The organism is Actinomadura chokoriensis (assembly GCF_039529475.1).
GTDB classification, from domain to species: Bacteria; Actinomycetota; Actinomycetes; order Streptosporangiales; family Streptosporangiaceae; genus Spirillospora; species Spirillospora bangladeshensis.
Map to the genome: position 1 here is coordinate 217,407 of NZ_BAAAMW010000005.1, position 20,903 is coordinate 238,309.

General features: G+C 70.0%; 20 protein-coding genes. 17 read left to right on the plus strand and 3 right to left on the minus strand.

Going from position 1 to position 20,903, the window contains the following annotated elements; translation table 11 throughout:
- The first annotated feature begins 65 nt into the window (after nt 1–65).
- The 10 genes from ABFX46_RS14015 (at nt 66) to ABFX46_RS14060 (ending at nt 8,908) form a co-directional block, all read left to right on the plus strand.
- The gene (locus tag ABFX46_RS14015) at nt 66–1,175 is read left to right on the plus strand and encodes a zinc-dependent metalloprotease (RefSeq protein WP_346042713.1); all 1,110 of its coding nucleotides are present in this window, start codon (nt 66–68) and stop codon (nt 1,173–1,175) included.
- Nucleotides 1,176–1,220: 45 nt separating this feature from the next.
- A complete protein-coding gene (tilS, locus tag ABFX46_RS14020) occupies nt 1,221–2,216 on the plus strand; it encodes a tRNA lysidine(34) synthetase TilS (protein ID WP_346042431.1) in 996 nt (331 codons plus the stop codon).
- 125 nt (nt 2,217–2,341) lie between these two features.
- Complete coding sequence (hpt, locus tag ABFX46_RS14025) at nt 2,342–2,905, plus strand: hypoxanthine phosphoribosyltransferase (protein WP_346042432.1); 564 nt, start codon at nt 2,342–2,344, stop codon at nt 2,903–2,905.
- A gap of 378 nt (nt 2,906–3,283) precedes the next feature.
- On the plus strand, nt 3,284–5,287 hold the full coding sequence (ftsH, locus tag ABFX46_RS14030; protein ID WP_131943151.1) for an ATP-dependent zinc metalloprotease FtsH: 2,004 nt from the start codon (nt 3,284–3,286) through the stop codon (nt 5,285–5,287).
- A 32-nt stretch (nt 5,288–5,319) separates the two neighbouring features.
- On the plus strand, nt 5,320–5,928 hold the full coding sequence (gene folE, locus ABFX46_RS14035) for a GTP cyclohydrolase I FolE (RefSeq protein WP_163062802.1): 609 nt from the start codon (nt 5,320–5,322) through the stop codon (nt 5,926–5,928).
- A 155-nt stretch (nt 5,929–6,083) separates the two neighbouring features.
- Complete coding sequence (folP, locus tag ABFX46_RS14040; protein ID WP_487046965.1) at nt 6,084–7,007, plus strand: dihydropteroate synthase; 924 nt, start codon at nt 6,084–6,086, stop codon at nt 7,005–7,007.
- The gene (locus ABFX46_RS14045; RefSeq protein WP_346042433.1) at nt 7,004–7,441 is read left to right on the plus strand and encodes a nuclear transport factor 2 family protein; all 438 of its coding nucleotides are present in this window, start codon (nt 7,004–7,006) and stop codon (nt 7,439–7,441) included. Before folP ends, ABFX46_RS14045 begins: the two co-directional genes overlap by 4 nt.
- Entirely contained in the window at nt 7,438–7,821 is a 384-nt protein-coding gene (folB, locus tag ABFX46_RS14050; RefSeq protein ID WP_239067869.1) for a dihydroneopterin aldolase, read from the plus strand. The genes ABFX46_RS14045 and folB overlap by 4 nt, the downstream gene beginning before the upstream one ends.
- Nucleotides 7,818–8,405, plus strand: a complete 588-nt coding sequence (folK, locus tag ABFX46_RS14055; RefSeq protein WP_346042434.1) for a 2-amino-4-hydroxy-6-hydroxymethyldihydropteridine diphosphokinase — start codon at nt 7,818–7,820, stop codon at nt 8,403–8,405. The genes folB and folK overlap by 4 nt, the downstream gene beginning before the upstream one ends.
- Nucleotides 8,402–8,908, plus strand: coding sequence for a DUF3180 domain-containing protein (locus ABFX46_RS14060; RefSeq protein ID WP_346042435.1), 507 nt, complete (start codon nt 8,402–8,404; stop codon nt 8,906–8,908). Before folK ends, ABFX46_RS14060 begins: the two co-directional genes overlap by 4 nt.
- Before the next feature lie 32 nt (nt 8,909–8,940).
- On the opposite strand, the gene ABFX46_RS14065 is transcribed toward ABFX46_RS14060, so the two are convergent.
- Complete coding sequence (locus ABFX46_RS14065) at nt 8,941–10,089, minus strand: NADH-quinone oxidoreductase subunit D (protein WP_346042436.1); 1,149 nt, start codon at nt 10,087–10,089, stop codon at nt 8,941–8,943.
- A gap of 379 nt (nt 10,090–10,468) precedes the next feature.
- Between ABFX46_RS14065 and ABFX46_RS14070 the strand changes: the two genes are divergently transcribed.
- Together ABFX46_RS14070 and ABFX46_RS14075 are read left to right on the plus strand one after the other, a co-directional pair.
- The gene (locus tag ABFX46_RS14070) at nt 10,469–10,849 is read left to right on the plus strand and encodes a PH domain-containing protein (RefSeq protein ID WP_346042437.1); all 381 of its coding nucleotides are present in this window, start codon (nt 10,469–10,471) and stop codon (nt 10,847–10,849) included.
- A gap of 281 nt (nt 10,850–11,130) precedes the next feature.
- Nucleotides 11,131–12,363 carry a PH domain-containing protein gene (locus ABFX46_RS14075; protein WP_346042438.1) on the plus strand — a complete coding sequence of 411 codons (1,233 nt, stop codon included), beginning with the start codon at nt 11,131–11,133 and terminating at the stop codon, nt 12,361–12,363.
- A gap of 153 nt (nt 12,364–12,516) precedes the next feature.
- Here the strand turns inward: ABFX46_RS14075 and ABFX46_RS14080 are convergent, their stop codons facing one another.
- Complete coding sequence (locus ABFX46_RS14080; RefSeq protein ID WP_346042439.1) at nt 12,517–13,266, minus strand: polysaccharide deacetylase family protein; 750 nt, start codon at nt 13,264–13,266, stop codon at nt 12,517–12,519.
- 953 nt (nt 13,267–14,219) lie between these two features.
- Between ABFX46_RS14080 and ABFX46_RS14085 the strand changes: the two genes are divergently transcribed.
- Entirely contained in the window at nt 14,220–15,404 is a 1,185-nt protein-coding gene (locus ABFX46_RS14085; RefSeq protein WP_346042440.1) for an SGNH/GDSL hydrolase family protein, read from the plus strand.
- 300 nt (nt 15,405–15,704) lie between these two features.
- Nucleotides 15,705–16,913, plus strand: coding sequence for a cytochrome P450 (locus tag ABFX46_RS14090; protein ID WP_346042441.1), 1,209 nt, complete (start codon nt 15,705–15,707; stop codon nt 16,911–16,913).
- 143 nt (nt 16,914–17,056) lie between these two features.
- Here ABFX46_RS14090 and ABFX46_RS14095 read toward each other — a convergent pair whose 3' ends face one another.
- Nucleotides 17,057–18,151, minus strand: coding sequence for an SAM-dependent methyltransferase (locus ABFX46_RS14095; RefSeq protein ID WP_346042442.1), 1,095 nt, complete (start codon nt 18,149–18,151; stop codon nt 17,057–17,059).
- Nucleotides 18,152–18,260: 109 nt separating this feature from the next.
- Between ABFX46_RS14095 and ABFX46_RS14100 the strand changes: the two genes are divergently transcribed.
- The 3 genes from ABFX46_RS14100 to ABFX46_RS14110 all read left to right on the plus strand — a co-directional run bounded on the left by ABFX46_RS14100 (nt 18,261) and on the right by ABFX46_RS14110 (nt 20,615).
- Complete coding sequence (locus ABFX46_RS14100; RefSeq protein ID WP_346042443.1) at nt 18,261–19,430, plus strand: sensor histidine kinase; 1,170 nt, start codon at nt 18,261–18,263, stop codon at nt 19,428–19,430.
- Nucleotides 19,427–20,152 carry a response regulator gene (locus ABFX46_RS14105; protein WP_346042444.1) on the plus strand — a complete coding sequence of 242 codons (726 nt, stop codon included), beginning with the start codon at nt 19,427–19,429 and terminating at the stop codon, nt 20,150–20,152. The genes ABFX46_RS14100 and ABFX46_RS14105 overlap by 4 nt, the downstream gene beginning before the upstream one ends.
- A 160-nt stretch (nt 20,153–20,312) precedes the next feature.
- On the plus strand, nt 20,313–20,615 hold the full coding sequence (locus tag ABFX46_RS14110; protein ID WP_346042445.1) for a chaplin family protein: 303 nt from the start codon (nt 20,313–20,315) through the stop codon (nt 20,613–20,615).
- Nucleotides 20,616–20,903 lie beyond the last annotated feature (288 nt).

The following is a 20,903-nucleotide window of genomic DNA, read 5'->3' on the forward strand; positions in this document are numbered from 1 at the left end:
AACGATCCAGCAGGGGCGCCTCGGCGCCGTCTCCGAAACGTACGGTGGAGCACATGAGCGCCTCAATGATCGACTGGAACGTGGCCGTTCAGGCCGGAACCCGGCTCGTGAGGCCGGGACCGCAGGTCAGCTATGACGAGGCCCGTGAGGTCGTGAAGGAGCTGCGCGAGCTGTCGAAGATCGCCCACGGGCACGTGCGCGACTTCACCGGCATGGCGTCCGAGCTCGACCCCGACCCCGCGACGATCGTTGACAGGCCCGGCTGGATCCGCGCGAACGTGGACGGTTTCCGGGTGGTGCTGGAGCCGCTCATCGAGCAGTTGTCCGAGCGGCGGGCCCCGGGCCCCCTCGGCAGTGCGGGCAATGTCGTCGTGCAGGCGGTCGGCTCCCGTGTGACCGGCATGCAGGTGGGCGCCATCCTCGCCTACATGGCCAGCCGTGTTCTGGGCCAGTACGAGTTGTTCCTCCCGCCGGACCCGACCGGGCGTGCCGCGACGGGACGCCTGACGTTGGTCGCGCCCAACATCGTCCACGTCGAGCAAGAGCTGGGTGTGGAGCCGCGTGACTTCCGCCTCTGGGTGTGCCTCCACGAGGAGACCCACCGTGCGCAGTTCACCGGTGTCCCCTGGCTGCGGGAGTACGTCCAAGACCAGATGACCAAGTTCCTGCTCGCGTCGGACCTCGACCCAGGCGCGATGCTGGACCGCATCCGGGACGCGGCCGAAGCCGTGGCGGACGCGGTGCGCGGCGGCGACGCCAACCTCATCGACGCGATCCAGAGCCCGGAGCAGCGCGAGATCCTGGATCGGCTGACCGCGGTGATGACCCTGGTGGAGGGGCACGGCGACTACGTCATGGACGCGGTCGGGCCTGAGGTCGTGCCGTCCGTCCAGCAGATCCGGTCGCGCTTCCAGGGGCGCCGTGAAGGCGGCACCAAGCTCGACAAGACGATCCGGCGCCTGCTCGGCATCGACCTCAAGATGAAGCAGTACGCGGAAGGTTCGCGGTTCGTCCGCCGGGTCGTCGCCGAGGTGGGCATGAGCGGCTTCAACCAGGTCTGGCAGTCCCCGGAGACGCTTCCCACCCACGACGAGATCAAGGAGCCCACGCTCTGGATGGCCCGCGTGGTCGGCCCCAGGGCCATCGACACCCCGCCCAAGGCCAACGAGGCCTGAGCCAGGCCGCCCCTGCACTGCCCCATCTGGTGGTAGACGTTTCCCATGGGGCCTGATCCGGCAGTGGCGGCGGTACGTCTCGCGGTGCGGCGGGTGCTCGCCGATCTGCCGGAGGGCGGGACGGTGCTGGCCGCGTGCAGTGGTGGCGCCGACTCCCTCGCGCTCGCCGGTGCGCTCGCCTTCGAGGCGCCCAGGGGCGGACGGCCCGCAGGCGGCGTCACGATCGACCACGGCCTGCAGGACGGCTCGGACGAGCGTGCCGAGACCGTAGTCCGGACCATGGCCGGCCTAGGGCTCGATCCGGCGGGATCCATCGCCGTGACCGTCGGTGGGCCGGGCGGCCCCGAGAACGCCGCGCGTGATGCCCGCTACAAGGCACTTGACGAGGCCGCTGAGCGGTTGGGAGCCGCAGCCGTCCTCCTGGGCCACACTCAGGACGACCAGGCCGAGACGGTCCTTCTGGGGCTCGCTCGTGGTTCCGGTGCCCGATCGTTGTCCGGCATGCCCCCGGTTTTCCGTCGGCAAGGCGTCCTCTATCTGCGGCCCCTGCTGGGGATCGCTCGCACCACCACGCGCAGAGCCTGCAAGGCGATGGGGCTGGAGCCCTGGGACGACCCCCACAACATCGACCCGGCCTACACGCGCGTGCGCGTCAGGCATGAGGCCCTCCCCGCCTTGGAAAAGACGTTGGGGCCAGGAGTGGCCGAGGCCCTGGCACGGACGGCCGGAATGCTTCGCGACGACGCGGACGCCCTGGACGACCTGGCCGCTCGCGCCTACGCCGACCTGGAAGTCCGGGAGGACGGCTGGAACACGGCCGTCCGGCTGGACGGGCTCGCGGAGCTGCCCAGGGCCGTGCGCACGAGGGTTTTGCGGATGGCCGCGATAAAGGCCGGCAGCCCACCGGGTACGCTCGCGGCGGTTCATGTCGATGCGGTGGACCGGCTGGTCACGGCCTGGCGCGGCCAGCGGCACGTGGATCTGCCCGGAGGGCTTCGCGCCGTCCGGCGGTCCGGGAGGCTGCTGTTCGGCCCGGTCTGACCTCGCGGCGTGTGCGAACCGCCACACGACGCGTCCGCCGCGCGCATCGCGTACAGGCGCGTGCGGCGGTGTCCGTCCTGCGTCCGTCCCACCGGACGGGCGAGGCTGAGCAAGAGGGTGGGGTTGTGGACGAGAAGGACCTGGGCACCGACCTGGCGAAGGTGCTGATCCCCGAGAGCGACCTGCAGGCCAAAGTGCGGGAGCTCGCCGGGCAGATCGACGCCGACTACGCGGGCAAGGACCTGCTGCTCGTCGGGGTCCTCAAGGGCGCCGTCATGGTCATGGCGGACCTCGCACGGGCGCTGCACACGCCCGCGTCGATGGACTGGATGGCGGTGTCGTCCTACGGATCGGGCACTAAGTCGTCCGGTGTCGTGCGCATCCTGAAGGACCTCGACACCGACATCATCGACCGGCACGTCCTGATCGTGGAGGACATCGTCGACTCCGGGCTGACCCTCTCGTGGCTGGTGAGCAACCTGCGTTCGCGCGGCCCCGCGTCACTGGAGATCTGCGCGCTGCTGCGCAAGCCGGAGGCGGTGAAGACCGACCTCGACGTGAAGTACATAGGGTTCGACATCCCTAACGAGTTCGTCATCGGGTACGGGCTCGACTATGCGGAGAAGTACCGGAACCTGCCGTTCGTGGGGACGCTCGCCCCGCACGTGTACGGCGGCGACGGGTCCTGACCGCCCCGCCCGGCGGGAACGGCCCCCGACGTGCGCCGATCTCCAGATGCAGTCGTACTGGTCACGGGCGCGCACACGAGCCCGGGGAACAAGTAACCGTGACGAATCGTTGCAAGGATCGTTGACGGGTATATGGAAGGGATGCGGGAGAACGGCGTCGGCTGCGTCTCCTGCCCCTGCGGTGTACCGTCGGTGTCCCGGACCCTTGGTTCGGGGGGCCATATGAGGGAAGCCGCCACGGTGGGTCCGGAGCCCAGGGCGACGGTCCCTTCGTTGGACGCATTGTTGATCGCAGTGGCGTTCGTCCCCCCGGGACGGGCGGGGATCGTACACAGACGTTGGTCAGGAGGGACGGGCCCCCTAGGGGTAACCGGATAAATGGACGTGAAGCGCTACTTTCGCGGGCCGCTGCTGTGGATCCTGCTGTTCGGCATCTTGGTCGCCCTCGTCATGTGGGGCGTCAACCCCGGCCGTTCGTTCGAGAAGGTCGACACCTCCGCGGTGGTCAAGGAGATCAACGCCGGCCAGGTGAAATCGGCCAAGATCGTTGACAAGGACCAGCGGATCGAGGTCACCCTCAAGAACGACAAGCGGCAGCAGGCGTCCTGGGTCGACGGCCAGGGGCTCCAGTTGCAGCAGCAGCTGCAGAAGCAGGCCGACGCCGGCCAGTTGTCAGGCGGCTACAACGTTGATGTCCCCAAGCAGAGCTTCTTCCTGAACCTGCTGTTCAGCCTGCTGCCCATCGTGGTCATCGTGCTGATCTTCCTGTTCATCATGAACCAGATGCAGGGCGGCGGCTCGCGGGTGATGAACTTCGGCAAGTCCAAGGCCAAGCTCATCACCAAGGACACCCCGAAGACCACCTTCGCCGACGTGGCCGGGGCCGACGAGGCCCTGGAGGAGCTGGAAGAGATCAAGGACTTCCTGCAGAACCCGGCGAAGTTCCAGTCCATCGGCGCCAAGATCCCGAAGGGCGTGCTGCTGTACGGCCCGCCCGGCACCGGTAAGACGCTGCTGGCGCGCGCCGTGGCCGGCGAGGCCGGCGTGCCGTTCTACTCGATCTCCGGCTCCGACTTCGTCGAGATGTTCGTCGGTGTGGGCGCCTCGCGCGTCCGCGACCTGTTCGAGCAGGCGAAGACCAACGCCCCCTCCATCATCTTCATCGACGAGATCGACGCCGTCGGCCGGCACCGCGGCGCGGGGCTCGGCGGCGGCCACGACGAGCGGGAGCAGACCCTCAACCAGCTGCTGGTCGAGATGGACGGCTTCGACGTCAAGGGCGGCGTGATCCTGATCGCGGCGACGAACCGCCCCGACATCCTGGACCCGGCGCTCCTGCGTCCCGGCCGGTTCGACCGGCAGGTCACCGTGGACCGCCCCGACCTGGAGGGCCGCAAGGGCATCCTGCGGGTGCACGGCCGCGGCAAGCCGTTCGCGCAGGACGTCGACCTCGACGTCATCGCGCGCCGGACGCCGGGCTTCACCGGCGCCGACCTGGCCAACGTCATCAACGAGGCGGCGCTGCTCACCGCCCGCTTCGACCGCAAGCTGATCGACATGGACACCCTCGAGGAGTCCATCGACCGCGTCATGGCGGGGCCGGAGCGCAAGACCCGCGTGATGTCGGAGAAGGAAAAGAAGATCATCGCCTACCACGAGGGCGGGCACGCTCTGGTGGCGCACGCGCTGCCGAACTCCGACCCCGTGCACAAGGTGACGATCCTTCCGCGCGGCCGGGCCCTGGGGTACACCATGACCCTCCCGATGGAGGACAAGTTCCTCACCACGCGCTCGGAGATGACCGACCAGCTCGCCATGCTCCTGGGCGGACGCACCGCCGAGGAACTCGTGTTCCACGAGCCCACCACGGGCGCCGCGAACGACATCGAGAAGGCCAGCTCCATCGCCCGCAACATGGTGACCGAGTACGGCATGAGCGAGCGCCTGGGCGCGCGCAAGTTCGGCTCCGGTCAGGGTGAGGTCTTCCTGGGCCGCGACATGGGGCACGAGCGGGACTACTCCGAGGACATAGCGTCCGCGATCGACGACGAGGTCCGCCGCTACATCGAGGCCGCCCACGACACCGCGTGGGAGATCCTCGTCGAGTACCGGGACGTCCTGGACGAGCTCGTGGTCAACCTGATGGAGAAGGAGACCCTGTCGAAGGACATGGTGCTGGAGATCTTCGCGCCGATCCAGAAGCGGCCGCACCAGAACTCCTACACCGGCTACGGCAAGCGTCTCCCGTCCGACCGTCCGCCGGTGCTGACGCCCAAGGAGCTGGCCCTGCTCGGCCCGCAGGACGTCACCGACCTGACCAAGAACAACGGTCAGGGCGGCGTCACCTCCGAGGCGGTCGACCCCGCCCAGGGTGAGAGCTGACCGTCTTGGCGATTCCGTACGACGAGGCGCCGATCGAGAACGACCCGCCGGGCGAGACCCTGCACGGCGGTCACTTCGACCACGAGCGCATCGAGAAGGCCGTGCGCGAGATCCTGATCGGCATCGGGGAGGACCCCGACCGTGACGGACTCCGCGACACCCCGGCCAGGGTGGCGCGGGCGTACGCCGAACAGTTCGCCGGCCTCAGGCAGACGCCCGAGGACGCGCTCACCACGGTGTTCGACGCCGACCATGAAGAGATGGTCCTGGTGAAGGACATCGAGGTCTACTCCGTCTGCGAGCACCACCTGGTGCCCTTCCACGGGGTGGCCCACGTGGGGTACACGCCCAACAAGAAGGGCCAGATCACCGGTCTGTCGAAGCTGGCACGGCTGGTGGACGTGTACGCCCGCCGGCCGCAGGTGCAGGAGCGGCTGACGAGCCAGGTCGCGGACGCGCTGATGAGCGTGCTGGAGCCGCGCGGGGCGATCGTGGTGATCGAGGCCGAGCATCTGTGCATGACGATGCGGGGCGTGCGGAAGCCGGGCGCGAAGACGGTGACGTCGGCCGTCCGCGGCGACTTCCGCGATCACGCCGAGACCCGCTCCGAGGCGATGAGCCTCATCCTGGGCCGCTACTGACCGTCCTTCCGCTCCCGAGGAGCCAAGGCCGCCTGAACGGGCCTCAGCGTCGCGCTGAGGCCCGTTCTGCTGGTTGGGAGGGCGGCGGCGGCCGTGTCCGGGGCGGTCGAGGCGCCGCGTCGAGGGCGCGGCTCCAAGGCATAGGGTTGGGTGACATGACCAATGCCGTAGTTCCGGGGCTGCCAGCGCCAGGGCGCTGCCTCGTCATGGGCGTGGTCAACGTGACTCCGGACTCGTTCTCGGACGGCGGGGCCTGGTTCGACCCCGAGAAGGCCGTCCGCCATGGGCTGGACCTTGCCGCGGAGGGTGCCGACATCGTCGATGTTGGCGGCGAGTCCACGCGGCCGGGTGCGCAGCGTGTGTCGGAGGACGAGGAACTCCGCAGGGTCATCCCCGTCATAGAGGCGCTCAACGCCGAGAACATCCCGGTCAGTGTCGACACCATGCGCGCGGAGGTGGCGGAGGCCGCCGTCGCCGTGGGTGCCCGGCTGGTGAACGATGTCAGCGGCGGCCTGGCCGACCCGGACATGCCGCGGGTGGTCGCCGCGGCGGGCATTCCCTATGTGGTCATGCACTGGCGCGGCCACAGCCATGACATGCAGACCCGCGCCGTTTACGCGGACGTCGTCCGTGAAGTGCGCGAGGAGCTTCTGCAGAGGGTCGACGCGGTCCTGCGGGAGGGGGTCGACCCGTCGATGATCGTGCTCGACCCCGGCCTGGGCTTCGCGAAGAGTCCCAAGGCGGGCCACAACTGGGCGCTCCTGGCCCGGCTCGACGAGCTGACCTCGACCGGGTACCCGGTGCTGGTCGGTGCGTCGCGCAAGAGCTTCCTCACGAAACTGCTGGCCGAACCCGACGGAACCCCCCGTGCGTTCGCCGAATGCGACGACGCCACCGTCGCCACCACGTCCCTGGCCGCGGCGGCCGGGGCGTGGTGCGTGCGGGTCCACCGCGTCCGCCCGAACGCGGACGCGGTGCGCGTGGCGGCCGCCATCAGCGCGGCCCGCCCGTCCGATGACGAGATCTCAGAACCGGGTGGGGCGGACGGCCGCGCCCGGCAAGGGGGACACCGCGTATGAGCCGTGCCGTCAACCGCGCCGATGTGGACGAGGTCCACGCCGAGTTCTACGCGGCGTTCGAGGCCGGCGACTTCGACCGGATGTCGGCGGTGTGGGCCGACGGCCCGTACGCGCCCGGTGTCTCCTGCGTGCATCCCGGCTGGACGATGCTCCGCGGACGTGACGAGGTGCTGCGTTCCTGGGCGCTCATCATGGCCAACACGACCTACATCCAGTTCGTGCTGACCGATGTCGAGACGGACGTGTACGGCGATCACGCCGTGGTGACGTGCAAGGAGAACGTCCTCACCGCCGATGAGGACACCGAGGCCGGGTTCCTCGCGGGAGGAAGCATCGTGGCCACGAACGTGTTCGTACGGTCGGACGGGGAGTGGAGGCTCCTGCTCCACCATGGTTCGCCCGTCCTCAACGTCGTGGATGCAGAGGAAGAATGACTCTCGACCGCAGTGAGGCTCTGGACCGCATCGAGTTGCGCGGCCTCCGGGCGCGGGGGCGGCACGGCTGCCTGCCCGCGGAGCGCGAACTCGGCCAGGTGTTCGTGGTGGACGCCGTCCTAGGCCTCGATACCCGCCCCGCCGCCGCCGGCGACGACCTCTCGCGTACCGTCGACTATGGGAGCCTCGCCGGCCGTCTGGTCGAGGCCGTCGAGGGCGAGCCCGTCAATCTGATCGAAACGCTGGCCGACCGGCTGGCGACTATATGTCTGGAAGATAGGGCGGTGTCCGAGGTGGAGATCACCGTCCACAAGCCGAGCGCCCCCGTGCCGCACCCCTTCACGGACGTCGCCGTGAAGATCAGGAGGAGTCGCCCATGACAGCGTCCGACCGCATGCACGACCGCACCGCCACCGGCGGCCACATGCTCGTCCAGCATCGCGTCGTGTTCTCGATCGGCAGCAACCTCGGGGACCGGCTCGACAACATCCAGGGGGCGGTCGACGCGCTGTTCGACGCGCCCGGCCTCAACTTCGTGGCGTTCTCCCCGGTCTACGAGACCGCGCCGTTCGCGCCTCCCGGCGAGACCATCCCCGAGCAGGGGGACTTCCTCAACGTCGTGTTGGTGGCCGACACGCGGCTGGCACCGGAGAACCTGCTCGAACGCGTATTGAACATCGAGAACTCCATGCGGCGCGAGCGCGAGGTCCGCTGGGGTCCGCGCACGCTCGACATCGACATCGTCGTGTTCGGCGACATCTCCTCCGATGACCCCGACCTGACGCTTCCGCACCCGCGCGCGCACGAGCGCGCGTTCGTTCTCGTCCCGTGGGCGGACATCGAGCCGGACGTCCTGCTGCCCGGGCACGGCCGCGTCGGCGACCTCGCCCAGGCGAAACAGTCCGAAGGTGGCCCGTCGGTCGTTCGCCGACGGGAGGACATGGCACTGCAGCAGCCTGCATGAAACCGTCCCGCCCCCTGTTCCTCGCCGCTCTGGTGGTCGTCGTCGCGGTGGTCACCTGGGCGGTGCTGCGTTCCGCCTACGTCTCGCTGCCCCCGCTTCCGTGGACGGCGGTGCCGACGCTGCTTCTGCTCGCCCTGGGCGAGGGTTTCAGCGGCTGGAACGTGCTGCGCCGCATCCGCCGCAAGCCCGGCAGGCAACGCATGCCCGAGCCCGGCCGCAAGTCGCCCAAGCCGATCGAGCCGATGGCCGTCGCACGGCTGGCCGCCCTGGGGAAGGCGAGCGCGCACACCGCCGCCCTGATCGCGGGCGTGTTCGGCGGCTTCGCCATCAACCTGGCGACCCAGTTGGACAAGCCGACCCCCCGCCACGACTTCTTCGTCAGCGGCGCCACGTTCCTCGCGGCCGTCGTGCTGGTGGCCGCGGCGTTCTTCCTGGAGTACGCGTGCCGCGTCCCCAAGGACCCGGACGAAGAGGAACGCGACCGCCGCGCCTCCCGCGCCTAGAGGCGCCGCCCAGGGCGCTTAGGGGCGCCCGGTCATTTGTCGATGTCGCCCACGACGAAGAACATCGAGCCCAGGATGGCGATCATGTCGGCGACCAGGTTGCCAGGCAGGAGTTCCGTCAGGACCTGGATGTTGTTGAAGGACGCGGACCGCAGTTTCATCCGCCACGGGGTCTTCTCGCCGCGCGACACGAGGTAGTAGCCGTTGATGCCGAGGGGGTTCTCCGTCCAGGCATAAGTGTGGCCCTCGGGGACCTTGAGGACCTTCGGCAGACGCTGGTTGATCGGGCCGGGCGGGAGTTCGGCGAGGCGCTCCAGGCAGGCGTCGGCGAGATCGAGGGACGCGTGGACCTGGTCGAGGAGGCATTCGAAACGGGCCAGGCAGTCGCCTTCCGTGCGGGTGACCACACGGACGTCGAGGTCGCCGTAGGCGAGGTAAGGCTCGTCCCTGCGGAGGTCGAAGTCGAGCCCGGACGCTCGTGCGATGGGCCCCGACACCCCGTACTGGAGGATCTGCTCCTGGGTGAGGACACCGACGCCTCTCGTGCGAGCGCGAAAGATCTCGTTGCCCATGATGATGTCGTCGATGTCGCCCATGCGGGAGCGGACCTCGGACACGGCCGTCCGCGCGCGCGCCGTCCAGCCGGCCGGAAGCTCGTCCTTCAGCCCGCCGACCCGGTTGAACATGTAGTGCATGCGTCCACCGGAGATCTCCTCCATCACCCGCTGCAACGCCTCACGCTCGCGGAACGCGTAGAAGATCGGGGTGATGGCGCCCACTTCCAGCGGATACGAACCGAGGAACATCAAATGGTTCAGGATCCGGTTCAGCTCGGCCAGGAGGGTCCTCATCCATACGGCGCGTACGGGGACCTCCATGCCGAGCATCCGTTCGACGGCGAGAACGACGCCCAGCTCACTGGAGAACGCCGACAGCCAGTCATGGCGGTTCGCCAGCACGATGATCTGCCGGAAGTCCCGGACCTCGAAGAGCTTCTCCGCGCCGCGGTGCATGTAGCCGACGATGGGTTCCGCGGCCGAGATGCGCTCCCCGTCCAAGGTCAGCTTCAACCGGAGCACACCGTGCGTGGACGGGTGCTGGGGGCCGATGTTCAGGGTCATGTCCTCGGTGGCGAGCTCCTTGGCGCCCGCACCGATCCCGACGATCCGCTCGGTGGTCATGGTCGCGCCTCCGCCGCTCCGATCACCGCTTCATGGTCCCATGGCGAGCGGTACTCGTTTTCCGGTTGACTAGGGGGCGATGAACCCGAGCCATGGCGAGCCGCCCTACGAGCCCGCCGCGCAGCCTGGACCCCAGGGCGCGGCGCACCCGCCCGTGCCCCCTGGGCCGGGTCTTGGCGGTCAACCGCCAGGCCAAGTACCGGCACATTACCCACCGCCGCAGACGCCGCCACAGCAGGCCCCTCAGCACGCACCTCCGGTCTACCGCGCCGACCAGGCGTTCGAGCCGGGCGGCGGCCTCCAGTGGGCGCTCATCTCCAAGCGCCACGCCTGGCACAGGCTTCTCACCGCCGTTCTCTGGGCGATTCCCATCGGTGGTGTGGGCGCGTTCATCGTGTGGCGGAACGGCAGCGTGCTCGCCGCCGTGATGTGGGTCGCCGCCGTGATACTGGGCGCCGCCCTCACCTGGCTGGTCGCCGAACTGGACCGCAGGGCGTACGGGTACGCCGAGCGTGCGGACGACCTCATCGTCACGCACGGGGTGTTCGTCAAGCGCCTCATCGTCGTCCCCTATGGGCGTATGCAGTTCGTGGACGTCACGGCAGGGCTCCTTGAGCGGTGGATGGGGATCGCCACCGTGCGGATGCACACCGCCGCCGCGGCCACGGACGCGACCATTCCGGGCCTTCCCACCGCTGAGGCCGCCCTGCTGCGCGACCGTCTCGCCCAGAAGGGCGAGGAGCGGAGCATGGGGCTATGAGCGGCCCCTATGGCCCGTACGGCCCGCCGGGTCCACCCGGCCCTTACGGCCCGCCGGGACGGCCGGGCCCAGGGCCGTACGGACCCCAGGCACGTCCAGGCCCGCCTTACGGACCCCCAGGCCGGCCCCCCGGTCCTCCGTATGGCCCGCCGCGCCCTCCATACGGCTACGGCCCACCTCCCGGCTACCGCCCGCCGGTCCGGTTCTCCGAGGGCACGCACAGGCTTCACTGGGCGACCGCCCCACTGCGCGCCTTCATCTTTCTCATCATCTACTTCGTCTTGCTGGGCTTCCCTCTTCTGCTGACCCAGACCGAAGACGGCATCACCCTGGCGCTCACCCCTGAGGTGATCCTCAGGTTCATCGTCGTGACCGTCCCCATGGGACTGATCGCGGTGGGCACGGGTCTCTGGACGTGGCTCGCCCTGCGTTTCCGTATCGACAGCGACGACCTCGTCGTGGAGACTGGGATCCTGCGTAAGAACAAGCGCCGCATTCCGCTATCGCGTATTCAGGCCATCGATCTCGTCCGTCCGCTGGTGACGAGGGTGTTCGCCCTGGCGGAAGTACGGGTGGAACTGGCCGGCGGTGAGCAGAGCGAGATCGCCCTCCGCTACCTGGGGCGGAACTCCGCCCAGCAGTTGCGCGCCGAACTCCTCGCCCGCGCCGCCGGACTGCCGGGTCACACGCCGGAGGCACCCGAACGCCACGTCTGGCGTGTGCCGTTCGGTGCGCTGTTCGCGTCCCTCCTCGTACGGCTGCCCGTCCTGGGGACGGCGCTGCTGTTCCTGGCGTCCCTCGTCTTCCTCGTCATGTACGCGGAGGGCGGGATGCTGGCGGTCACCGTCCCCGTCCTGCTCGGGCTCATCAGGGCCGTGATCGCACCTTTGGTGATGTACGCCAACTTCACGGTCGCGATGTCACCGGACGGCATCCGCCTGCGCTACGGGCTGCTGGAGACCCGCATGCAGACGCTCCCTCCAGGCCGTGTCCAGGCCGTCAGTATTGTCGAACCGGTGATCTGGCGGAGCCTCGGCTGGGCACGTGTCGAGGTCACCGTCGCCGGTTACGCGGGTGAGCGCCAGGCACTGTCCTCGACCCTGCTGCCGGTCGCGCCGCGCCACGTGGCGATGCACCTCGTCTCGCAGGTCTTCCCCGGGACGCACGTCGATGCGGTTCCCCTTGTCCCCGCGTCCTCCAAGGCCGTGGCGATCGACCGCGCGGACGGCGCCGGAACCGACGACGTGGTCTTCGTGACCCGGCACGGCTGGCCCTGCCGACGCACCGACGTGATCGCCCACGCGCGCGCGCAGAGCGTGCGGCTCACCGCGAACGTGTTCCAGCGGCTGCTCGGCCTGGCCACCGTCCACGTCGACGCACCTCCGGGGCCGGTGCAGGTCGCCGCCACGGACCGCGACCTGGGTGAGGCTCGGGCGATCGTCGAGAGCACCGCCGGCCGGGCGCTGGCCGCCCGCCGCGCGGGCGGCGGAGACCCGACCCACTGGGCCCGCTGACGACTTTTCCACAGAACCGCGTTCTACTTCCATGCCTCCACGTCGCCCTCGACGATGGAACCGGTCGGCCCGCCCAAGGGGGGAGGGCAGGCCGACCGCCCATCGACGGAGGCGATCAACGTGGAGCAAGGCCAGGCGAATACACCAGGAGTGTCAGGGAGCGACCGCCGTCGCGTGGAAGTACGTGTCCCCGAAAGGCACCTTCTTCGTAGTGAAGGCGATCTTTCCGGGGCACAGACCGCGGTCGCGCAGGTCGCTGACGATCCGCGGCACGGCGTCAACGGAGGCTTGTGCCCAGTCGTGCATCAGGATGATGCCGCCCGGCTGGAGGGTGCGTGCGGCCGCCACGATCTCATCGGTGCTCGCTCCGGCCCAGTCGCGCGAGTCGACCGTCCACAGCACCTCCAGGACGCGCAGGCGAGCCTCATCCGCCCTGACCTGGTCGCTGACCTCCCCATAGGGCGGACGGAAGAGCGTGGGCCACCGACCGGTGATCCGGTGCAGGGTCAACTGAGTCCCCAGGATCTCCTTGAACGCGTCGGGTTCCCCCAACTGGGGCAGGTGCGGATGAGTGTTGGTGTGGTTGCCGATCCACATGCCGGCGCGCTGCTCCGCGCGCACGAGGTCAGGGCGGGCCTCGGCGTTGTTCCCCTGGTTGAAGAAGGTGGCCCGGGCGCCAGCGGCGCGAAGTCTGTCCAACAGCGTCGGCAACGTGGCGGCGGTCGGCCCGTCATCGAAGGTGAGCGCCACATACCCGTTCGGGCAACGCGAGTGCGAATCCGCGACGGCGGCATGCCCGGCCACCGGGCTCATCGCGACGACGGCCGCGGCAGCGGCCACCGCCCCCGAGGAGGCCACCACCCGACGAGACCGACCGGACGACCGCGACATCTTGATCATCATTTCTCCACTGGACGAGGGAAGCGAGTTCGGACAGGCGACTAGGGGGAGCGCGGAGACGACCCCTCCTCAGCACGCACACCGGACACCGAGGGTTCTGGCAGGCCGCCAAGACGGCGACGAACTGGACTCGGCCACGACGCACGCCGCGCGGCCCGAGTCTGGGCTGGGGGCGCAACGGGCGCGGGGGCGCGGCGGACGAGCAAGCGGGCGAGCAGGAGGCGTACGAGCAAGGGGGTGCTCAGGAGGTGGACGAGTAAGGCGGTGGTCTGGAGGCGGACACGAGTGAGGGGGTGGTCAGGAGGCGGACGAAGCAACGCGAGGGAAAAGGCGGCGAACTGGGCTTGACCGCCGGTGCGGTGCGGCGGACTCACATGGGCGACGGACAGGAGTAGGGGGACGGGGGAGCGGAGGACGAGTGAGCGGAGGACGAGTGAGTAGAGGACGAGTGAGTGGAGGACGAGCGAGCGGAGGACAGGGAGAACGGAGGATGGGAGAGCGGAAGTTTCGAAACTTATCGGGGGTATTGTTCGGTCAACGTACGACGCCCTGCGGATGGGGTCAATGGAGCGACCGAGCTTTGATGAGGCGAATTTTGGGATGCGAGGGCGCGATGGCTCTGGAGTGCGGATTGGTCGAGGAGTGCTTGACGCGTCGATGTGCCCGGCGTACGTTCGGGCTCCGATCCGAAACTGATCGAAACATTTCGAACGTTCTGCGGAGTCGATCGGAGACCTGTGGTGAGACGATTCACGCCCGACCACGTCCGGCGGCCGGCACGGGGGGCGGGCGCGCGCGTGCCGCGTGCGACCCCCGCCGCCCGGCTCGTGGCCGTACTCATGCTCGCGGCCGGTCTCGTCGCAGCCTCGTTGACGGGAGCGGAGGGTGCGCCCCGAAACGACGGCGGCCACGCGGCGCCGAAGTTCGGGGGCCACTGGGTCGACAGCTGGGTTTCGATGCCGCAGCTGACCGAGCCGGGGAACATGCCTCCCGCACCGTTCACACAGGACGGCAAGGTCTTCGACGACGCGACCCTGCGGCAGACGGTCCGCGTGTCCGTGGGCGGCCGGAACCTGCGGCTGCGGTTCTCCAACGCGTTCGGCGGAGCCGCACTCCCGATCACCAGGGTCTCTGTAGCGCTCCCCGGCGGTGGGCAGGCGGGCGTCAGCTCCATCGAGCCGAAGACGTCCCGGCCGGTGACCTTCCATGGGAAGACGTCCGTGGTGATACCGGTCGGTGCGCAGATGGTGTCCGACCCGCTGAAGTTCCCGGTAGCGCCCCGATCGAACCTCACGGTCACGATCTACCTGGCGGACGGCCAGGCGTCGACCGACATCACGTCCCACCCCGGCTCCCGGACCACGTCGTACATGCTGGCCGGCGACCACGTCGCCGACACCGACCTGGCAGGGGCGACCCGTGCCGACCACTGGTATTTCCTGAGCGGTCTCGAGGTGTGGGCCAAGCCCGCCACGGCGGCGGCGGTCATGCTCGGCGACTCCCTCACCGACGGCCGCGGGTCCACGACGAACGGGAACGACCGCTGGCCCGACCAGCTCCTGGACCGGCTGCAGTCCCACCCGTCCACGTCCGACATCGCGATCGTGAATCAGGCCGCCGGCGGGAACCGCGTCCTCAACGACGGCCTCGGCCCCAACGTGCTCGCCCGGTTCGACCGGGACGTGCTGGCGCAGAGCGGCGTCGAGTGGCTCGTCGTCTTCGAGGGCGTCAACGACATCGGCACCGCCGAAGCCGCGCCGGCGGCGCAGAAGCAGGTCGCCGACAGCCTGATCGCGGCCTACGACCAGATCATCGTCCGCGCTCACGCCCAGGGCATCCGCGTGTACGGCGCGACGCTCACTCCGTTCGGCGGCAACACCATGTACGACGACCCGGACGGCTACCGGGAGGAAGCCCGCCAAACCGTCAACACGTGGATCCGCACCAGCGGCCGATTCGACGCCGTGATCGACTTCGATCGCACCGCCCGCGACCCGTCCGCCCCCGACCAGCTGCTCCCCGCCTTCGACGTCGGCGACCACCTGCACCTGAACCCGACCGGCTACAAGGCACTAGCCGACGCCGTCCCCGCCGGTCTCCTGAGGCACCGACCGCTTCCTCCGACCTTCGCCTTCAACTAGGCCGACGACCGATGCCACGACCCCCCAGGCCAGCTCCATCGTCACGTGCCCGTCTCGACCTGTGTGTTGAACGAGGCGGCTGCTCAACGGCTCTTGGGGCGGGCTGTGCGTGTTGGTTCGGGGTGATTGGGCTTTTTTGGTGGGTGGGTCGGGGTGGAGCACGCCAGCTGCCGGGGTCGGGTCGGCCGAGTAGTGGGAGCAGACGGTGACCCGAGTCGTTCGGTGGCTGGCGCCTCGTCGGCGCCCTCCCCGCACCGCCGTGCGGGGAGGGCGCTGCGGGATGCGCATAATCTTCGGACTATGAGTGATGTGGCCTATGACCCGTGGTCCGCCGAGTTCGTGGCGGACCCCTACCCGGCATTCGAGCGGCTCCGCGCGGAACGGCCGGTGTTCTTCCACGAGCCGACCGGGCAGTGGGTGATCAGCCGGTATGAGGACATTGACGCGCTGCTGCGGAACAGGCGGCTCGGACGGTCGTATCTCCACATCGCGGGCCACGAGGAGTTCGGCCAGCAGCCGGAGGCCGACTTCCTGAAGCCGTTCTGGGACCTGATCCGCGCCGGGATGCTGGACGTGGAGCCGCCCGTCCACACGCGGCTGCGGCGCCTCGTGTCCAAGGCGTTCACCGCCCGGATGGTGGAGGGGCTGCGGCCGACGATCCGGCGGCTCGCCGGCGAGCTGGCCGAGGCGCTGGCCGCGAAGGGCGGCGGTGACCTGCTCGCCGAGGTCGCCGAGCCGCTGCCGGTGAACGTGATCGCCGAGATGCTCGGCGTCCCCGTCGAGGACCGCCCCCTCCTGCGCCCGTGGTCGGCCGACATCTGCGGCATGTACGAACTGAACCCGCCGGAGGACGTGCAGCACACGGCCGTCCGCGCCGCCGTCGAGTTCTCCGACTACCTGCGCGGCCTCGCGCGCACGCGACGGGAGGAGCCGCGCGATGATCTCATCAGCGCGCTCGCCCAGGTCGTGGACGAGGGCGACCGCCTCACCGAGGACGAGCTGATCGGTACCTGCGTCCTGCTCCTCAACGCGGGCCACGAGGCCACGGTCAACGCGACCGGCAACGGCTGGTGGTCGCTGTTCCGCAACCCCGGGGAGCTGGAGCGGCTCCGCGCCGACCACTCGCTCGTCCCCACGGCCGTCGAGGAACTGCTCCGCTACGACACGCCTGCGCCCATGTTCGAACGCTGGGTGCTGGAGGACATCACGGTCGCCGGCGTCGACATCCCTCGCGGCTCCGAGGTGGCGTTGCAGTTCGCGTCCGCCAACCGGGATCCCGAGGTGTTCGCCGACCCGGGACGTCTCGATCTGTCCCGTGACCCGAACCCGCACATCACGTTCGGGCTCGGCATCCACTACTGCCTGGGCGCCCCGCTCGCGCGCATCGAACTCGCCGAATCCTTCGGGGCGCTATTGCGGGTGGCACCGGATCTCCGCCTGTCCGAAGAACCGCAGTGGAAGCCCGGCTACGTCCTGCGCGGCCTGCAAGCCCTCCACGTAGAGCGCTGACCGATTCGGGCGGCCGGTTCGCCGTACCAACGCCATCCGAACCTCGGCCTGCCGTTTCGCCCCGGCATTTCCGTCGCAGGACTGCCGGACCGCGGGTGCCGCCGCCACGCTAGGCGGCGGCGCCCACGGCCCGACGCTGCCTACTAAAACTCTTCCTTACGTTGGCTACTTGGGATGCCGGTGGGGGCTCCTGCCGACGCTCTTGGTCCGGAGCTCTTGGGGTGTTCAGGGGTTAGGGCGGTGGGGAGTGGGATGCTCACCGTCTGGGTGAGCCAGCCGAAGCCGCCCAGGCCGGTCGGGTCGGTCAGTTCGGCGTCTTCGCCGGCGCGGCAGAGGGCCGCCACGTAGGCGCGGGGGTCGCTGTGCGCCAGGGCCAGGGGTGGACGGGCGCCGGACAGGCCCAGGGCGCGCAGGGCGTCGCGCTGGGTGGTCAGCAGGGTGGACGTGGCGCCGGCGCGTTCGCCCGCGGTGGTGCAGGCGTCCAGTGCGACGTGCGCGGTGACGTCGCATGATCCGTCCGGGACGGCGGGGACGGTGGCGCCGTCGCGGTAACCGGTCAGCGTTCCGTAGACGGGGCGGGCCTCGCGCGAGTGGGAGTAGTCGACGGCGAGCGCCAGCCCGCGGGACAGCCGTCCGATCACGGACGCCCAGGCGTTGCAACGAGGGTGGCCGATCTCGGCGCGGTCACCGGGTTCGCTGAGCGGCCACCAGCGCTCCAGCCAGGCGTGGTCCTCGGCGGACGGCGACGGGCCCGGACGCTCGGTGCCGGTGGACGGGTCGACGAGCACGGTCCGGATGCCCTCCGGGGTGCTTTCGACGACGTCCAGCGGCACGTTGTCGAGCCACTCGTTCGCCACGGCCAGCCCCGTGATGCGGCGGGGAAGGTCCGGCCGCCAGACGATCTGGGACGGGACGTCGGCGGGCCGCGGCGCGATCTCCACCGCCGTCGGGACGAGCCGGGACGCCAGGTCGGCGGGCGCGCAGGCCAGGATGTTGCTCAGCAGGCGCCCCGACCCCGCGCCGATGTCGACGACGTCCAGCCGCTCCGGACGGCCGAGCAGGGCGTCGACCTCGGCCAGCAGGCGGACGATGGCGGCGGCGAAGCGCGGTGAGGCGTGCACCGACGTGCGGAAGTGCTCGGCCGGACGTTCCCCGCGCCGGTAGAAGCCGTCCTCCCCGTACAGCGCCCGTTGCATCGCCGTGCGCCATGTCAGCCATTCGGAAACCAACGCCGCCACACCTGTGACGTTACCGCGCGCGGCGCCGCGCACCGCCCCATCCTTGGGGTGGACGTGTGTCCGACCTGCGGCTGATCCGTGCTTACCGGTGCTTACATACGCTGTCGGCATGGTGGCGAACGTGTGGGAGTGGCTGCGGCGTAAGACGCCGCTGGTCGACGCGTTCTTCGCGGCACCGATCCTGTTGCTCGCCGTCCCCTCGCTGTTGGGCGGGACGTACGGGATGGGCGTCCTGCAGTACGGGTTCCTGACAGTTCTCCTCACGGGTCCGCTCGTCTTGCGCCGGACGTACCCGCGCACGGTCCTCGCCGTCATCGCGCTGGTCTCGTTCGTCCAGTGCGTGGCGGGCCTGCAGCTGGTGCAGGGGAACATCGCCGTCCTGATGGCGATCTACACGGTCACGGCGGGCTACTCGATCCGCTGGGGGATCGCGGCCGCGCTGGTCGGCGTGACCGGCGCGGGCATGGCCGCGTGGAGGTACCCGTCCGGCGCCGACGACCGCAAGTACACGTTCGTGATGCTGGGGCTGCTGGTGGCCGGGGTCTACGTGCTGGGCCTGCACATGCGGACGCGCCGCGCGTACCTGCGCTCCGTCGAGGAGCGGGCGGAGCGGCTGGAGCGCGAACGGGACAACGAGGTCAAGGTGGCCATGGCCGCCGAACGCGCTCGTATCGCCCGGGAGTTGCACGATGTCGTGGCGCACAACGTCAGCGTGATCGTCGTGCAGGCCGACGGGGCGTCCTACGCGATCGACACCGATGTGGGACGGGCCAGGCAGGCGCTCGAAACGATCTCCTCGACGGGGCGGCTCGCGCTCGCGGAGATGCGGCGGCTCCTCGGCGTCCTGCGCGAGGACGACGACGCCGGGGCGTTCGCGCCGCAGCCGGGCGTCGCCGAGCTGGACGACCTGCTGGAACAGGTCCGCGCGTCCGGGGTGGCGGTGACGTACGAGGTGGACGGGACGCCCGCGGCCATGTCGGAGGGACGCCAGCTCACCGTCTTCCGGATCGTCCAGGAGGCGCTGACCAATACGCTCAAGCACGGCGGTCCGCGGGTGAGCGTGTCGGTCCGGCTGAGTTACGCGGACGACGCGCTGGAGATCCGGGTGGCGGACGACGGCCGCGGCGCGGCGGCGTTCGACGACCACCGCGGCCACGGCCTCGCGGGGATGCGCGAGCGCGTCGCCGTGTACGGGGGCGACGTCCGGGCGGCGCCGCGCCCCGGCGGGGGGTTCGAGGTGGTCGCGCGGCTCCCGGTGCGCGAGGAGATCGCCGCATGAGGCACGCGGACGAGGAGTGGGCATTGACGGAGACCGACGACGCGGCGAGGCCCATCCGGGTGGTGCTCGTGGACGACCAGGAGCTGGTGCGCGCCGGGTTCAAGATGGTGCTGGACGCGCAGCCCGACATCGAGGTCGCGGGCGAGGCGGGCGACGGCGTGCAGGCGCTCGACCTGCTGCGCGGCACGCGGGCCGACGTCGTCCTCATGGACGTCCGGATGCCGCGGATGGACGGGATCGAGGCGACCCGCCGGATCGTGGCGCAGTCCGGGCCGAAGGTCGTCATCCTGACCACCTTCGACCTCGACGAGTACGCGTTCGCGGCGATCAAGGCGGGGGCCGGCGGGTTCATGCTGAAGGACGCCGGCCCGGCGCAGCTCATCGAGGCGATCAAGGCGGTGCACTCGGGGGACGCGGTCGTCGCGCCGAGCACGACCAAGCGGCTGCTGGACCGGTTCGCGGTGCACCTGCCGGACGCGGAGGAGAAGGCGGGCGGCGCGCTGGAGACGCTCACCGAGCGTGAGGGCGAGGTGCTGCGTCTGGTCGCGCGCGGCATGTCGAACGCGGAGATCGCGGGACGGCTGTACGTCTCCGAGGCGACGGTGAAGACGCACATGGGACGGATCCTGATGAAGCTGGGCCTTCGGGACAGGGTTCAGGCGGTGGTTTTCGCCTACGAGACGGGCCTGGTCAAAAGCGGCCAAAGTGGTCACGGTCTGTAACAAACTGATTACTCCATGGTGACTATTTGCCCTCACCGTGACGGTTGGCATTGCCCTACCTGAGAGTAGCTGGGTAACTACGGTACGCGACGCCGTCTTCGCGGGCGACGTCGGCAATGTCAGAACGGGCCTGCTAAGCCCACGTACGGGAGGACTTACGTTGTTCAAGAAGCTTGCCGTCTCCGGCATCCTCGGCCTCGCCGTGGCCGGCTCCGCACTGGCCGCGACGCCCGCCTACGCCTCCGCTTACGGCGGCGGCTGGGACCACGGCCACCACGGCCACCACCACGGCGGCGGGGCCGGCAACGGCAACACCACCGCCGGCAACTTCGGTGTGCTGAACGGCACCCAGGTGGTCGCCCCGATCTCCGCCGCCGTCGACGTCTGCGGCAACGCCGTCGCCGTGTTCGGCATCGCGAACTCGGGCGGCTGCAAGGGCGGCGCGCACGCCAGCAACGGCTGATTCCGACGACGGGTCCCCACACCCGTCACCGAAGCGCCGGAGACCCCGCACCGGGTCTCCGGCGCTTCGCCTTGCCAGGCACCCGCCGCGCCGACCCGCCGCGCTGCCCGGCCGCGCTGCCCGGCCGCGCTGCCCGGCCGCGCTGCCCGGCCGCGCTGCCCGGCCGCGCTGCCCGGCTGCGCCAACCGGCCCGTTGCCCGGCCCGTTGCCCGGCTGCGTTGCCCGGCTGCGCCGGCCGGTCCGTCGGCCGGTCCGTCGGCCGGGCCGCTGACCGGGCCGCCGCGCGGG

Excerpts from the sequence above, each read along its gene's own strand:
- ABFX46_RS14015 (WP_346042713.1), top strand. The coding sequence starts at position 66 with ATGATCGACTGGAACGTGGCCGTTCAGGCCGGAACCCGGCTCGTGAGG.
- tilS (WP_346042431.1), top strand. The coding sequence starts at position 1,221 with ATGGGGCCTGATCCGGCAGTGGCGGCGGTACGTCTCGCGGTGCGGCGG.
- ftsH (WP_131943151.1), top strand. The coding sequence starts at position 3,284 with ATGGACGTGAAGCGCTACTTTCGCGGGCCGCTGCTGTGGATCCTGCTG.
- folP (WP_487046965.1), top strand. The coding sequence starts at position 6,084 with ATGACCAATGCCGTAGTTCCGGGGCTGCCAGCGCCAGGGCGCTGCCTC.
- ABFX46_RS14045 (WP_346042433.1), top strand. The coding sequence starts at position 7,004 with ATGAGCCGTGCCGTCAACCGCGCCGATGTGGACGAGGTCCACGCCGAG.
- folB (WP_239067869.1), top strand. The coding sequence starts at position 7,438 with ATGACTCTCGACCGCAGTGAGGCTCTGGACCGCATCGAGTTGCGCGGC.
- folK (WP_346042434.1), top strand. The coding sequence starts at position 7,818 with ATGACAGCGTCCGACCGCATGCACGACCGCACCGCCACCGGCGGCCAC.
- ABFX46_RS14060 (WP_346042435.1), top strand. The coding sequence starts at position 8,402 with ATGAAACCGTCCCGCCCCCTGTTCCTCGCCGCTCTGGTGGTCGTCGTC.
- ABFX46_RS14065 (WP_346042436.1), bottom strand. The coding sequence starts at position 10,089 with ATGACCACCGAGCGGATCGTCGGGATCGGTGCGGGCGCCAAGGAGCTC.
- ABFX46_RS14080 (WP_346042439.1), bottom strand. The coding sequence starts at position 13,266 with ATGATGATCAAGATGTCGCGGTCGTCCGGTCGGTCTCGTCGGGTGGTG.
- ABFX46_RS14085 (WP_346042440.1), top strand. The coding sequence starts at position 14,220 with ATGCCGCAGCTGACCGAGCCGGGGAACATGCCTCCCGCACCGTTCACA.
- ABFX46_RS14090 (WP_346042441.1), top strand. The coding sequence starts at position 15,705 with ATGAGTGATGTGGCCTATGACCCGTGGTCCGCCGAGTTCGTGGCGGAC.
- ABFX46_RS14100 (WP_346042443.1), top strand. The coding sequence starts at position 18,261 with ATGGTGGCGAACGTGTGGGAGTGGCTGCGGCGTAAGACGCCGCTGGTC.
- ABFX46_RS14105 (WP_346042444.1), top strand. The coding sequence starts at position 19,427 with ATGAGGCACGCGGACGAGGAGTGGGCATTGACGGAGACCGACGACGCG.